General features: G+C 37.0%; 13 protein-coding genes and 2 other annotated features (1 of these 15 running past the window's edge). Of the genes, 3 read left to right on the top strand and 10 right to left on the bottom strand.

Annotation, left to right across the window (positions count from 1 at the left end):
• Positions 1–52: 52 nt before the first annotated feature.
• Complete coding sequence (locus AC2CGR_RS04430; RefSeq protein ID WP_087965019.1) at positions 53–976, bottom strand: alpha/beta fold hydrolase; 924 nt, start codon at positions 974–976, stop codon at positions 53–55.
• A 204-nt stretch (positions 977–1,180) separates the two neighbouring features.
• On the opposite strand from AC2CGR_RS04430, the gene AC2CGR_RS04425 reads away from it, so the two are divergent.
• Complete coding sequence (locus AC2CGR_RS04425) at positions 1,181–1,942, top strand: DODA-type extradiol aromatic ring-opening family dioxygenase (protein WP_087965017.1); 762 nt, start codon at positions 1,181–1,183, stop codon at positions 1,940–1,942.
• A gap of 48 nt (positions 1,943–1,990) precedes the next feature.
• Here AC2CGR_RS04425 and AC2CGR_RS04420 read toward each other — a convergent pair whose 3' ends face one another.
• The 3 genes from AC2CGR_RS04420 to AC2CGR_RS04410 all read right to left on the bottom strand — a co-directional run bounded on the left by AC2CGR_RS04420 (position 1,991) and on the right by AC2CGR_RS04410 (position 4,959).
• On the bottom strand, positions 1,991–3,205 hold the full coding sequence (locus AC2CGR_RS04420; RefSeq protein ID WP_484480566.1) for a multidrug efflux MFS transporter: 1,215 nt from the start codon (positions 3,203–3,205) through the stop codon (positions 1,991–1,993).
• Between the two features lie 167 nt (positions 3,206–3,372).
• Entirely contained in the window at positions 3,373–4,224 is an 852-nt protein-coding gene (locus tag AC2CGR_RS04415; RefSeq protein WP_270185297.1) for a GNAT family N-acetyltransferase, read from the bottom strand.
• 18 nt (positions 4,225–4,242) lie between these two features.
• Positions 4,243–4,959, bottom strand: a complete 717-nt coding sequence (locus AC2CGR_RS04410) for a DUF554 domain-containing protein (RefSeq protein WP_131101874.1) — start codon at positions 4,957–4,959, stop codon at positions 4,243–4,245.
• A 216-nt stretch (positions 4,960–5,175) separates the two neighbouring features.
• Between AC2CGR_RS04410 and AC2CGR_RS04405 the strand changes: the two genes are divergently transcribed.
• Complete coding sequence (locus AC2CGR_RS04405) at positions 5,176–6,279, top strand: CapA family protein (protein ID WP_087968143.1); 1,104 nt, start codon at positions 5,176–5,178, stop codon at positions 6,277–6,279.
• Positions 6,280–6,331: 52 nt separating this feature from the next.
• Entirely contained in the window at positions 6,332–6,559 is a 228-nt protein-coding gene (locus AC2CGR_RS04400; protein WP_270185298.1) for a hypothetical protein, read from the top strand.
• Between the two features lie 80 nt (positions 6,560–6,639).
• Here AC2CGR_RS04400 and ilvA read toward each other — a convergent pair whose 3' ends face one another.
• Genes ilvA through ilvE form a run of 6 tightly spaced genes read right to left on the bottom strand, consistent with a single transcriptional unit; the run spans position 6,640 to position 13,540 of the window.
• A complete protein-coding gene (gene ilvA, locus AC2CGR_RS04395; protein WP_087968141.1) occupies positions 6,640–7,902 on the bottom strand; it encodes a threonine ammonia-lyase IlvA in 1,263 nt (420 codons plus the stop codon).
• A 31-nt stretch (positions 7,903–7,933) separates the two neighbouring features.
• A complete protein-coding gene (gene ilvD, locus AC2CGR_RS04390) occupies positions 7,934–9,607 on the bottom strand; it encodes a dihydroxy-acid dehydratase (RefSeq protein WP_270185299.1) in 1,674 nt (557 codons plus the stop codon).
• 46 nt (positions 9,608–9,653) lie between these two features.
• A complete protein-coding gene (gene ilvC / locus AC2CGR_RS04385; protein ID WP_087968140.1) occupies positions 9,654–10,661 on the bottom strand; it encodes a ketol-acid reductoisomerase in 1,008 nt (335 codons plus the stop codon).
• Positions 10,662–10,675: 14 nt separating this feature from the next.
• Entirely contained in the window at positions 10,676–10,906 is a 231-nt protein-coding gene (locus tag AC2CGR_RS04380; RefSeq protein ID WP_131101873.1) for an ACT domain-containing protein, read from the bottom strand.
• Complete coding sequence (gene ilvB / locus AC2CGR_RS04375) at positions 10,903–12,618, bottom strand: acetolactate synthase large subunit (RefSeq protein WP_484480565.1); 1,716 nt, start codon at positions 12,616–12,618, stop codon at positions 10,903–10,905. Before ilvB ends, AC2CGR_RS04380 begins: the two co-directional genes overlap by 4 nt.
• Before the next feature lie 22 nt (positions 12,619–12,640).
• The gene (gene ilvE / locus AC2CGR_RS04370; protein ID WP_087968137.1) at positions 12,641–13,540 is read right to left on the bottom strand and encodes a branched-chain-amino-acid transaminase; all 900 of its coding nucleotides are present in this window, start codon (positions 13,538–13,540) and stop codon (positions 12,641–12,643) included.
• Between the two features lie 152 nt (positions 13,541–13,692).
• Positions 13,693–13,932: a binding site (T-box leader), on the bottom strand.
• 66 nt (positions 13,933–13,998) lie between these two features.
• Positions 13,999–14,059, bottom strand: a binding site (T-box leader) (it continues 185 nt past the right edge of the window).

Raw genomic sequence — 14,059 nt, 5'->3', positions numbered from 1 at the left:
AACAAATATATAAATACAAGCCCGAACTACAAACGGTTTGGGCTTAATTGTCTCATCTATTATGCGCATCTAACCACGAAATCAAATCTTTAAATACTTCTTCTCTATTTACTTCATGGAACATTTCATGTCTTCCATTTTCATATAGACGCAGCGTTACATCTTTCACACCACATTTTTTATAGTTTTCATATACTTCTTTTACGCCTTTCCCCATATCTCCAACAGGATCACGGTCTCCAGAAAATATATGTATCGGAAGATTGCTTGGCGTCTTCTTGTATTCTTCTAATTTATTCACTTCTAATACACCAGAAAATAATTCTCGATAAAAACTCGTCGTACAAATGAATCCACATAACGGATCGGCAATATATTTATCAACTTGATCATTATCTGAAGATAACCAATCAAAATTTGTACGATTTGGCTTAAAGTTCGAATTAAAGTTTCCGAAAGATAAAAAGTTTAACATCGGACTTTTCGTTTTTGCCCCGCGCAATTTCATCTCAATTGTCGCTACTTTATGACCAATAATTCCTAAAAACCCTGGATTCCCACCAGTTCCTGAAATAAGAAATCCATCATATAATTCGCCTCTAAGTTGCACAGCTCGTCTTGATAGGAAAGATCCCATACTATGACCAAGTAAAAATAATGGACATGACTGCTCTTCTTTTATCATTTCTGAAACAAAGATTACATCAGACACAGCCTGATTCCACCCTATATCCGGTTCAAAATGACCATAGTCTTCTTCTCTTTTTACTGTTTTCCCATGACCTTTATGATCATGCGCATACACACCATACTCTGCTTCTAATAACGCATCAATAAAGTCTGTATAAACACCTGCATGTTCTGTCATACCATGTGCAATTTGAATAATCCCTTTCGGTTCACATTCTGGTAACCACTTGCGTAAGTAAATTTCTGATTCATCCAATGCCGTAACGAAACTTTCCTGTACGTTCATTTCGTCAGCCCCCAACTCTATTATGTATCTCAAAAATGAATATCCATTCATTATTCTTATTATGTATTATATGCAATTGCCGTCATTATGACAAACGTCTTCCTTTTCCGATTAGCTGTCAAACTATTTATGTTGACGAAAAATCCATAAAATTATATAGTTACTTACATAAAGTAATTATTATATTTTTAGGAGGTTTCTATTATGATGCCATCACTATTTTTAGCACATGGTTCACCAATGCTCGCTATTCAAGATACAGATTATACAAGTTTTTTAAAAACACTTGGAGAAACGTATAAACCAAAAGCAATTGTTATTTTCACTGCTCACTGGGAAAGTGAAGTATTAACGATTTCCTCATCAGATAACGAATATGAAACAATTTATGATTTTGGAGGTTTTCCTCCAGAGTTATACGAAATTAAATATCGTGCAAAAGGTTCTTCTAGCATTGCATCTATGTTAGAAACAAAATTTAAAAACAAAGGCATTCCAGTTCATCATAATATGACGAGAGGTTTAGATCATGGCTCATGGACACTATTGCACCGTATGTATCCAGAAGCAAATATTCCTGTCATACAAATATCAGTAAATCCATTCCTTTGTGCAAAAGAACAATTTAAGATTGGAGAAGCATTAAAAGGACTTGGACAAGAAGATATTTTAGTAATCGGGAGCGGTGTTACCGTTCATAACTTACGAGCACTGAAATGGAATCAAACTACACCTGAACAATGGGCAATTGAATTTGATGATTGGATTATAAAACATATGCAGAATAACGATAAAGATGCATTGTTTAATTGGGAGAAAAATGCGCCTCATGCACAATTAGCAGTACCAAGAGCAGAGCATTTTGTTCCTTTATTTATTGCAATGGGAAGTGGCGAGAATAGCGGTGAAGTCATTCACCGTAGTTATGAGCTTGGTACATTGAGTTATCTATGTCTTACATTTTAAAGAAAAGGATGAAGCAATCTTTGCTTCATCCTTTTTTCATTCACTTAGTTAACTAACTTCCAAATGTCGTTTCTCTGATACCTCTTCGTTCTTATTATGAAAATAAACCCAAATGCACGCAATAAACAATAGTGATGACGTAGAGAAGAACACATATTGGAATCCTGCATGCGCTGCTATTTGTCCACCAAGTATTGGTCCAATCATATTTCCTAAAAACTGAAACGATTGATTATATCCAAATATTCGTCCCGTTACATGGGTTGGTGTATGTTGTTTTAGTAGAGTTTGTACGGAAGGTAATAATCCTGCTTGTGCGATTCCTAATAAAAATCGAAGAATTAATAGTTGCCAAGCTGAGGTCACAAATGCTTGCGGGATAAAGATAATTCCTGCAGCAAACAACGCTACAACTAAAGTTTTTTGAGGACCAATATGATCTGATAATCGTCCTAGTCTTGGTGCTGCTAAAATAACTGCTAATCCTGTCGCTGACATAACGGCACCTGCAATTGTTTCAATATGCACAGTTTGAGGACCAACTAAGTTTTTCACGTACAATGTAACAATTGGCTGAACAGACATATTAGCAAGTTGAATAATAAATGTTGTTACAAACAAACTAATAATTAAATGCTTTGCTGGGACCATCGTCCATACTTTTTTCGGTTGTGCTTTTTTTGCTTGAGCAGAGTGATTTTCTTCATGTAGGAAGAAAAAAACGATGAGAAAGGAAAGGAATAAAAAAGCTCCTGTAACAAGAAAAACATGACGCATTCCAATTAACTCAGACAAATAACCACCAAGTAATGGGCCAAGTAATGAGCCGCTCACGCCACCAGTTGAAATTGTAGAAATTGCCCAACCTGAATGTTCTTTCGGAGTTTCTGCTGCAATAAATGTCATTGCTGTTGAAAGGAAACCAGATACTGCTCCCATTAAAAATCTTAGTGCGACTAATTGATATACATCCGTTACAAACCCCATAAGCGTCATAATAATCGCCATACCTAGGCTCGCACGAATTAGCATCAATTTCCGTCCATGTATATCACCAAGCTTTCCCCATATCGGTGATACGATCGCACCCATTAAAAATGTTATGCCAAATGCAAGTCCCGACCACTGTGCAATACTAGAAGTGCCAGTTACCCCTAATTCCTCAATATAAAAAGATAAAAAAGGAATTACTAAACTCATACCGGCTGCAGTGGTAAAACAACCTAGCCAACAAATCATTAAATTTCGTTTCCAGCTGGCCATTTTCACACCTTCTTTCTTTAGATACCCATTCTACACCCTTTCTTGTAAAAAGTTTAGTAATTTGCTTTATTTGTAAGATTTACTACAAAACCCGCTATTTTCTAATAAGAATCACTACATTTCTACATTATTTTCATAATAAAACCAACTCCCATATATGAAGTTGGTTACTTATTATCTATTGGTATTAAACGAGCATTACAATTTCTCTCATAAAACTCAACTGGCCCCGCTTGTCCAATAATTGCATATTCATATCCCTCTTGCTTCATACTATGTAGACTACAATGTAACAATTGCTTCCCTACACCTTTCACACGATTTTGTTTCGCTGTCCCCATCGGACCAAACAATCCTTTCTTTCCTCTCACTACATCATAACAAGCGAAACCTACTATCACTTCTTCTTGCTCTGCTATATAAATAGGTAAGTTTTCTTTATATGTACGAAACCCATATTCTATCGAATGTAACCACCGTTCACCAAATTCTGCTTCAACAAAGCTTGCTAATTGTTCAAAATCAGATGCATTAGCCTTTCTAACAGTACAAGTTAAATCATTATAAATAGGAACAAAACCTTTTAAATCGACTGCTAAATCTCTTGGCTCAGCTATAATACGCAATATATTTCTTTGCATCTGTGCATTTTCAACAACTGGATTTACACGAAATAATGCATATATAACATGTCCTTCATTCATTATTGCTTGTTGAAAACGTTCCATACGTTTCTTCGCTATTTGTAAAATTTCTAGCGTCTTATGGGATAATTTATATTGTCCTATTTTTTTATAATCTTGATCCGTTAAATCATATTGTTTTCGTAATGAAAGTTTTTCTAAAAGATCCGTACCCATATTACGGAACAAATACATATACAATTCACCACAAACGCCAGTACCTTCTTTACACATGCCGATAAACAAATGAACAGGGTGAATGATATTACATTCACCCTCTTCTGCTGCAATCTCCAATATGTTATGCACACGTTTTGTAAATTGAAATTCCTCCATATGTGTTTCCATCCTCTACTAATTTACTAACAAACCGTAACCATAAATAATTGAAACAATTACACCCACTACCAATATACCTGGAAGTAAATTTGCCACCTTGATTTTAATAATACTAAGCAAGTTCAATCCAATAGCAGATATCATAATGCCGCCCGTAGCCGTCATCTCCACTATAAATTGGTTCATTAATTCTTTCGGGACAAAACTATTAATTTGTGTTGCAAAAACTGCAATACCACCTTCATATAAAACAACTGGAATCGCCGAAAATACTACGCCAATTCCTAGAGTTGTCGTTAATATAATAGAAATAAATCCATCGATAATTGCCTTTGTAAATAAAATATTATGATTTCCGCGAATCCCACTGTCAAGTGCACCAAGTATCCCCATCGCACCAATTGCAAAAATTAAAGTAGCTGTTACAAAACCTTCTGATATGCTTCCTTTCCCCTTCGATCCAACTTTATTTTCTAGCCAATCCCCTAACAGTTTTAACTTTTCCTCTAGTTGTAGCCATTCCCCAATGACGGTACCAATCACTAAGCTTAAAATGACAACTAGAAAATTTTCACTTTTTAATGCCATTTGAAGCCCAAGCACAGTAACCGCTAAACCGATTGCGTGCATGATCGTCCCTTTCATACTTTCTGGAATCCTACTAAATAATTTACCAAGTAAGGTACCAAATATAATACAAATTCCATTTACAACTGCCCCTAATATAACCATTTCTCATTCTTCACCCTTCAAATTCTTTATTTCTATATTTTGGTTTATTCATTGATTTACAGGTTATCTATATGTTAACTTAATATTGAGAATATTAACAAATGTTTTTTACAACATAAACCGCAACTTTTTGTAGTTATACATAATGTAACTCTTTAATTAACGTAAGTTTTATTGCCTACAAATTGCGGTATAAATTCAAAAGGGACGGTATTTATGAAAACTTTACTAAAACGATTTCTGTTAATAGCCTTTTGCATTACACCAATTGTTTTATTCATTAACTACTCTTTTACTTCAAAAGCGAAAGACAAACCCGACTTGCAAAACAAATCTAGTAAAACCGCTTCAAATAGTGAAAAGAAAATAGAAAACCCGGAAATTACACTCACCTTCTCTGGTGATACAATGTTCGATTGGCAATTACGTCCTGCAATTGAAAAAAACGGGGCGGATTCCCCATTCCAACATGTAAAAAAAGAAATAACAAAAGCTGATATTTCTTTCGTTAATTTAGAATCAGCATTTACAATGAGAGAAAAAAAAGCACCTGGACAACTATTTTGGATTAAAAGTGATCCATCCACACTTCAAGCTATAAAAAACACTGGATATGACATCGTAAATATCGGAAATAACCATACACTTGATTATGGTCAAGAGGGATTACTAGATACAATCTCTCATGTAGAAAAATTAAAGTTCCCTTACATCGGAGCCGGAAAAAATGCAAAAGATGCATATACTGCACGAGAAATGACTGTAAAAGGGAAAAAGTTCAAATTTCTTTCCTTCGTCCGATTTATGCCTGATACGAATTGGGTAGCTGGTGACAATAAACCTGGTGTTGCGAACGGATATGATTTAAATCTTGTAACAAAAACAATTAAAGAGCAAAAGAAAGATGCAGACTATTTAATCGTCTATATGCATTGGGGCGTTGAAAAATCAAATCGTCCGGTAGAATACCAAAAACAATATGTACCTAAAATGGTTGAAGCAGGAGCTGACGCGATTGTTGGGAGTCACCCGCATTGGTTACAAGGATTTGAGTATTATAATAACGTTCCTGTCGCTTACTCATTAGGAAACTTTTTATTCCCAAGTTATGTGAGCGGGAAAAGCGCCGAAACTGGCGTATTAACTTTAACTTTTAAAGGAAAGGATGTCCAAATGTCATTCAATCCTTACATCATTCGCAACAACCAAGTTTCCCCTGTAAATGAGGAAGAAAAGAAAAAAGCTCTACAATATTTACAATCAATTTCAACTGACGTAGAAATTGATGATATAGGGAACATAAAAAACAAACGAAACTAGACAACGCAAGATCTGTTTCTCTGTAATATACTTTACAGAATAGGTGATGAAAATGCTGAAGGACTTATTAGAAAATGTAAGTTTGTTAGAGAACATATATAAAATGTCTATAGCGGTTCTACTTTTATGTTCTGTTTTCTCTGTTAAACTTCTCAGAAAAATAAAGCGCGAAAGAAATCTTACTCCCTTTGAATTTACAATGTATGTAATTATTCGCATTGCGATACTCTTTTGGTTAGCTAGCTTTATTCTTCTTGAATTTAATGAGTATCTAGTTTAACTTTAAAAAAGATAGAACAAGCATTATATTTCCCCGCTTGTATCTATCTTTTTTATTTGGGTGCTAACTCTTTCCTTCTATCAAATAAGTAAATCAAACAAAACAGGATTTTTATTAAGCTCCATAAATTGAATATTATTTTCTTTAAAACGAGTAAGTAATTGCTCATAATCTTCTTTATGTTTTAACTCTACTCCGACTAATGCTGGACCATTTTCTTTATTATGTTTCTTAATATACTCAAAGCGCGTAATATCATCTTCTGGTCCTAATCCTTTATCAAGAAATTCTCTAAGCGCACCTGAACGCTGCGGGAATTCAATGATGAAGTAATGTTTTAATCCTTCATAAATGAGCGAACGTTCTTTCATTTCTTGCATTCTATCAATATCATTATTTCCACCACTTAGCGTACATACAACTGTTTTACCTTTTATTTCATCTTTGTATAAATCAAGCGCTGCAATAGATAGTGCACCAGCAGGCTCAGCTACAATTGCATTTTTCTTATACAGTTCTAAAATCGTCGTACAAACCTTTCCCTCCGGTACTAAAACAATGTCATCAATTACATCTTTACAAGTTTCAAATGTTAACTTTCCTACCTTTTTAACAGCCGCCCCATCAACAAAACTATCTATTTTCTCCAATGCGACATTATCATTTTGAAGAAAAGCCTCTTTCATAGATGCAGCTCCCATCGGCTCTACACCAATGACTTTTGTAGCAGGACTAACACCTTTCACATATGTTCCAACACCTGATGCTAATCCACCACCGCCGATTGCTGTAAAAATATAATCAACCGTTTTCTCCATATCATGCATAATTTCAACTGCGACTGTCCCTTGACCAGCAATAACATATGGATCATCAAATGGGTGAACAAACGTCATCCTATTTTCTTCACAATAGCGCTGTGCTTCTTGAAATGAGCTATCGAATGTATCACCAACTAATACAATCTCTGCGAAATCCCCACCAAAAAATTGAACTTGTGATACTTTTTGCTTAGGTGTTGTTGTTGGCATGAAAATTTTTGACGGAATCTTCAATAAATTACACGTATAAGCTACTCCTTGTGCGTGATTACCAGCGCTTGCGCAAACAACACCGTTTTGTAATTGTTCTTTCGGTAAGCTTTGAATTAAATTGTACGCACCACGAATTTTGAAAGAGCGAATCAATTGTAAATCTTCTCGTTTTACATAAACGGCACAATCATATTTCTCAGATAAAACTGTATCCCGTTGTAACGGTGTTTTAATAACGATATCTTTCATGCAATTATGGGCCATTAAGATATCTTCAATTTTCACTCTCTCCTTTACCTTTTGCACCATTTCATATCATCCTTATCTCTTTTAAATTGGCTCAATCAAAATTCGGGACTTTTAGGACTGCACCTGTATTCGCCGATGTTACCATTTGTGCATAACGTCCAAGCCAGCCCGTTTTCACTTTCGGTTCTGGTTGTTTCCATTCTTTTTTACGTTTATCTAATTCTTCATCACTAACTCTTACTTCTAACACTCTTTCCTCAACATCGATACAAACGATATCCCCTTGTTCAAGAAGTGCAATCGTTCCGCCCGCAGCTGCTTCTGGTGAAATATGCCCTACTGAAATACCACGTGAAGCACCAGAGAAACGACCATCCGTTAATAGCGCAACGTCTGCACCTAATCCCATACCAGCAATCGCTGACGTTGGTGCTAACATTTCCGGCATACCAGGACCGCCTCTTGGTCCTTCATAACGAATAACAACTACATCCCCTTTCTTAACCTTCCCAAGCATAATGCCTGCAAGCGCCTCATCTTGCGAATTAAAAATAACGCAAGGTCCTTCAAATCGTTTTACTTCAGTTGCCCCGCTTTTAATAACTGCCCCATCCTTCGCAAGGTTTCCTTTTAATATACGTAATCCCCCTTCTTCACTATGAGGGTTTTCAAGAGAATGAATAACTTCCTTATCTTTAATCTCTGCATGAGCAATGTTCTCTCTTAACGTCTGCCCCGTAGCAGTAATACGATCTAAATGAAGTACCCCTTCTTTTCGGCTCATTTCTTTCAAAATTGCACTAATCCCACCCGCGCGATCAATATCCTCCATATGCCAATTGGAAGCAGGGCTTACTTTACATAAATGTGGTACACGCCTTGAAACGGCATCAATACGGCTCATATCGTAATCTAGTCCTGCCTCATGTGCGAGTGCTAGTGTATGTAACACTGTATTTGTTGAACCGCCCATCGCCATATCAAGCGCAAACGCATCATCAATTGCTTCTTCCGTTACAATGTCTCTTGGTTTAATATCTCTTTCAATTAAAATCTTTAATTTTTCTGCTGCTTCTTTAATTAACTCCTCACGTCTTGGATCAATGGCTAAAATACTCCCGTTACCAGGAAGTGCTAAGCCTAATACTTCACATAAACAGTTCATAGAGTTCGCTGTAAACATACCGGAACAAGAACCACAAGATGGACAGCCATGATCTTCAATATCTTTTAATTCTTCTTCTGAAATTTTCCCAGATTGATAAGCTCCTACTCCTTCAAAAACGGAACTCAGATCAACAACTTCTCCTTTAGATGTTTTTCCTGCTGCCATCGGGCCGCCCGAAACAAACACAGTCGGAATATTAATACGTAGTGCAGCCATCATCATACCTGGTGTAATTTTGTCACAGTTTGGGATACAAATCATACCGTCAAACCAGTGTGCATTTACAACCGTTTCTACTGAATCTGCAATAATTTCACGACTCGGAAGCGAATAACGCATACCGATATGCCCCATCGCAATACCGTCATCTACTCCAATTGTATTAAATTCAAATGGAACCATACCTGCTGCACGCACTGCTTCTTTAACAAGTTTCCCAAACTCATTTAAGTGCTTATGACCTGGAATAATTTCAATAAAAGAATTACAGATAGCTATAAACGGTTTATCAAAATCTTCATCTTTCAAACCAGTTGCTTTTAATAAACTACGATGCGGCGCTTTATCAAATCCTTTTTTAATCATGTCACTTCTCATCTTGTCAAATCCCCTCTTACGTATTTTTCACTTACAATCTATTACTCTATTTCTTTACTAATTCTTTCGGTGCATGAATCCAGCTCATCATTTCACGAAGATCTTCTCCTACTTTTTCCAACTGATGATTTTGCTCTGCCTTTTTCATCGCATTATACGTTGGACGTCCCGCTTGATTTTCTAAAATCCATTTCTTAGCAAATTCTCCTTGCTGGATTTCTGTCAAAACACGCTTCATCTCCTTCTTCGTTTCATCTGTAACAATCCTCGATCCTGTTACATAATCCCCGAACTCTGCCGTATCTGAAATAGAATGGCGCATGTTCGTTAAACCACCTTCGTACATTAAATCCACGATTAACTTTAATTCATGCAAACATTCAAAGTATGCAATTTCAGGTCGATATCCGCCTTCCGTTAATGTTTCAAAACCAGCTTTCACAAGTGCAGTTACCCCGCCGCAAAGCACTGCTTGCTCTCCGAATAAATCTGTCTCCGTTTCTTCTTGGAATGTCGTTTCAATTACACCTGCACGTGTACAACCTACACCTTTTGCATACGCAAGCGCTACACTTAATGCCGTGCCCGTAGCATCTTGATGTACTGCCACTAATGCCGGAACACCATTTCCTTCTTGGAATACACGGCGAACGAGATGACCTGGACTTTTTGGTGCGACCATCGCTACATCTACGTAACTTGGCGGATTAATTTGTCCGAAGTGAATATTAAATCCATGTGAGAAAAGTAACATTTGTCCTTCACGGAGATTCTCTTCTACTTCTGCTTTATACACATGTGCTTGCTGTTCATCTGGCAATAACATTTGTACAACTTGCGCGGTTCGAACCGCTTCTGAAACAGACATTACTTCAAATCCATCTGCTTTTGCTACTTCAAAAGACTTACCATGGCGAACACCAACTACAACTTCCACACCAGAATCACGTAAATTTTGTGCCTGCGCATGACCTTGAGATCCATAACCAATTACCGCAACTGTTTTCCCTTGTAATAACTCTACATTTGCATCTTTCTCATAATACGTTTTCATATTCCATACACCCCTTATAATTTATTTACTTGCAGTACATCAATTAACTTTTTCAACTGACCAACAAGTAATGCCGCTTCATTTTCAGTACAAACTGCTGTGAGTTTCATTTCAGAAACACCACTAGTATCTCTTTCGTTTAAATGTAAAGAAGAAATATAATAACCACGCCGAGCAAAAATTCCACTTATACGTAATAAGACGCTTGGCTCGTTATGAATAACGAGTGAAAAAGTATGACTCATTCTTCCCACCTCTTCATAATCATTTCGTTATTCCCTTTGTTTGGCGGAACCATCGGAAATACGTTTTCACCTTCTTCTACACAAAAATCAACTACGACAGGACCTTCATGAGCAATTGCTTCTAACATCACTTGTTTCGCCTCGGTTGAATTCGTCGCTCTTAATCCCTTCACTCCATAAGCTTCTACCACTTTCACAAAATCTGGCGATCCGATTTTTGATTCTGATAAACGATTTTCATAAAACATTTCTTGCCATTGCCTTACCATCCCTAAAAATTTGTTATTTATAATAAATACTTTTACAGGAATATTATTTTCAGCAATTGTTTGTAGTTCTTGAATGTTCATTTGAAAAGAAGCATCGCCTGCAATACAAATGACGAGTTCTTCTTCTTTTGCAAGCTGAGCACCAATTGCAGCCGGGAAACCAAACCCCATCGTTCCTAGTCCGCCAGATGTTAGAAAAGTCCGTGGATTTTTCGCTTTATAAAAATGCGCAGCCCACATTTGATGCTGCCCTACTTCTGTCGTAACAATCGCTTCACCATTCGTTAATTCACTTACTAAGTTGATTACATGCTGTGGTTTTAACTCTGATTCTTTTTGCTTATAAGAAAGTGGATACTCTTCTTTCCATGTATTCACTTTCTGAAGCCATTCATCTGTTTGTGTATAAATCGGAATATGTAACAGCTTGTGTAACGCTTTTTTCACATCACCGACAACCGGATATTCCACAGTTACATTTTTATGAAACTCTGAAGAATCTATATCAATATGTACCTTTTTCGAATGCGGAGAAAAGAGTTCTAATTTTCCTGTTACACGATCATCGAAGCGAACACCTAAAGCAACCAGTAAATCACATTCTGTTACTGCCATGTTTGCAGCATACGTTCCATGCATGCCGAGCATCCCTAAAAACAACGAATCTCCCGGCGGATATGCACCAAGTCCCATTAAAGTGGAAACGACAGGAATACGATGCTCCCTCGCAAATTTGATGAGTTCATCAGATCCACCCGAATGAATGACACCTCCTCCAATATAAAGAAGTGGACGTTTCGCTTTTGAAATTTCTTTAGCTACCTCTTTAAGCTTCATACTGTCTGGCATAGCCTCTAGTTTGTACCCTGGAATCTCAATTACTTCATTGTAAAAACTTGTTACCTTTTCATTTTGAACATCTTTTGGGATATCAATTAATACTGGTCCCGGCCGCCCGCTTTCGGCGATGTAAAAAGCTTCTTGTACAATACGTGATAAATGATTCACATCACGAACTTGGTAATTATGCTTCGTAACAGGTACTGTAATTCCAACAACATCCGCTTCTTGAAATCCATCTTTACCAATTAAGGGCCTTGCAACTTGCCCTGTAATGACAACTAAAGGAATCGAATCCATATAAGCATCCGCTAAGCCCGTAACTAAATTCGTCGCCCCTGGGCCAGAGGTAGCAAAGACTACCCCCACCTTTCCAGAAGCTCTCGCATATCCTTCTGCCGCATGAATAGCAGCTTGTTCATGACGAGTTAAAATGTGCTTTAAACCACTTTCGTATAACCCGTCGTATACTGGTAAAATCGCTCCGCCCGGATAGCCGAAAACGGTTGTTACGCCTAAATTCTTCAAGCATTGAATAACGTGTCCGGCACCTGTCACTTCTTCACACTGCAATTTCTCATAGGTTGTATACTGCTGCTCCATTTCAATTAACTCCTCTCCCTTTCTATGCTAAGCTCTCTGCAAGTCCTGGAACACGTACTCCTCTTTCTCTCGTTAACTTTTTAAATTCCTCTGTCAATTGTTTCGTTACACTTCCTGGTTTCCCATCTCCAATTTCTCTTGAATCAACTTTTACAACTGGAATTAATTCTGCTGCCGTTCCTGTTAAAAATACTTCATCTGCTACATATACGTCATGGCGAGTGAATGGTCTTTCCTCACATGGGATACTCAATCGCTCACATAACTCGATAACACTATTTCTCGTAATACCTTCTAACGCCCCTAAATACGAAGGCGGTGTTAACACTTTTCCATCTTTCACAACGAAAACATTATCTCCAGATCCTTCACAAACATATCCTTGCTGATTTAACATAAGGGCCTCTAGCACTCCTGCTTGTGCCGCTTCAATTTTTACAAGTACGTTATTTAAGTAGTTCATTGACTTAATGCGTGGGTCTAATGCATCTGGCGTGTTACGTCTTGATGCAACAGATACAACACTTAGTCCGTTATCATAAAATTCCTGAGGGAATAACTTTAATTGTTCTGCAATGATAATAACGCTCGGTTTCACACAACTTCTCGGATCGAGCCCTAAGTCACCTTTTCCTCTTGACACAATTAACCGAATGTAGGCATCCGCATACTCATTTTTTTGCAACGTTTGTAAAACTGCTTCTTCCATTTCTTCAACCGTCAATGGGATGGTAAGTAAAATAGATTTTGCCGATTCATATAATCGTTTTACATGCTCTTTTAAACAAAATACATTTCCAGCGTAACTACGAATCCCTTCAAATACACCGTCTCCGTATAAAAAACCGTGATCATATACTGAAACAACTGCCTTTTCTTTTTCTACAAATTCCCCATTCATATAAATGTACTGGTTTCCCATCTCACATCGCTCCTCTTTTTTTCTCTCTATTTTTGCAATCCATTTCTATATCGATTGCTGAGATGAGTAATTTTAACAGAATATTCAGTATATAAATCTTAAAAATATACTCGTCTCAACAATCGATTACATACATACTTGTAGCAATCCATTGCTGAGACGAGGGAATCGTGGTACCACTCAGCTTCCTTACACTTCTCACGAAATATAAGCTCTGCAAGTCCAATTAGACTTTTGTTTTTCTATCGGAAACAACTCCGCTACTTTTTACTAGTTTTCAAAAGTAGTACTCCGTGGTGATCTTCAATGATGAAATTGTTACTACCCTCACAGCTTCTAGGCAGCTCTCTGAAACAATTTTTATCATTTACTCTCCGCTTCTACGCATTCTCTTATTCTATTTTTAAAATAAAAACTCTCGCCTCAGCAATCAACTACTACAATTTAGTAGCTTTGATTGCTGAGGCGAGAGTTTCGCGTTACCACTCAGCTTCCTTATACTTCTCACGAAATATAAGC

The organism is Bacillus sp. LSHTCR4, assembly GCF_057197025.1.
Note: the sequence above shows the minus strand (reverse complement) of the source record. Positions and strands in the feature narration are given on the sequence as shown.

What these genes read in the sequence shown, in the direction of transcription:
- AC2CGR_RS04430 (WP_087965019.1), bottom strand. Translation starts at nt 976, where the DNA reads ATGAACGTACAGGAAAGTTTCGTTACGGCATTGGATGAATCAGAAATT.
- AC2CGR_RS04425 (WP_087965017.1), top strand. Translation starts at nt 1,181, where the DNA reads ATGATGCCATCACTATTTTTAGCACATGGTTCACCAATGCTCGCTATT.
- AC2CGR_RS04420 (WP_484480566.1), bottom strand. Translation starts at nt 3,205, where the DNA reads ATGGCCAGCTGGAAACGAAATTTAATGATTTGTTGGCTAGGTTGTTTT.
- AC2CGR_RS04415 (WP_270185297.1), bottom strand. Translation starts at nt 4,224, where the DNA reads ATGGAGGAATTTCAATTTACAAAACGTGTGCATAACATATTGGAGATT.
- AC2CGR_RS04410 (WP_131101874.1), bottom strand. Translation starts at nt 4,959, where the DNA reads ATGGTTATATTAGGGGCAGTTGTAAATGGAATTTGTATTATATTTGGT.
- AC2CGR_RS04405 (WP_087968143.1), top strand. Translation starts at nt 5,176, where the DNA reads ATGAAAACTTTACTAAAACGATTTCTGTTAATAGCCTTTTGCATTACA.
- AC2CGR_RS04400 (WP_270185298.1), top strand. Translation starts at nt 6,332, where the DNA reads ATGCTGAAGGACTTATTAGAAAATGTAAGTTTGTTAGAGAACATATAT.
- ilvA (WP_087968141.1), bottom strand. Translation starts at nt 7,902, where the DNA reads ATGGTGCAAAAGGTAAAGGAGAGAGTGAAAATTGAAGATATCTTAATG.
- ilvD (WP_270185299.1), bottom strand. Translation starts at nt 9,607, where the DNA reads ATGAGAAGTGACATGATTAAAAAAGGATTTGATAAAGCGCCGCATCGT.
- ilvC (WP_087968140.1), bottom strand. Translation starts at nt 10,661, where the DNA reads ATGAAAACGTATTATGAGAAAGATGCAAATGTAGAGTTATTACAAGGG.
- AC2CGR_RS04380 (WP_131101873.1), bottom strand. Translation starts at nt 10,906, where the DNA reads ATGAGTCATACTTTTTCACTCGTTATTCATAACGAGCCAAGCGTCTTA.
- ilvB (WP_484480565.1), bottom strand. Translation starts at nt 12,618, where the DNA reads ATGGAGCAGCAGTATACAACCTATGAGAAATTGCAGTGTGAAGAAGTG.
- ilvE (WP_087968137.1), bottom strand. Translation starts at nt 13,540, where the DNA reads ATGGGAAACCAGTACATTTATATGAATGGGGAATTTGTAGAAAAAGAA.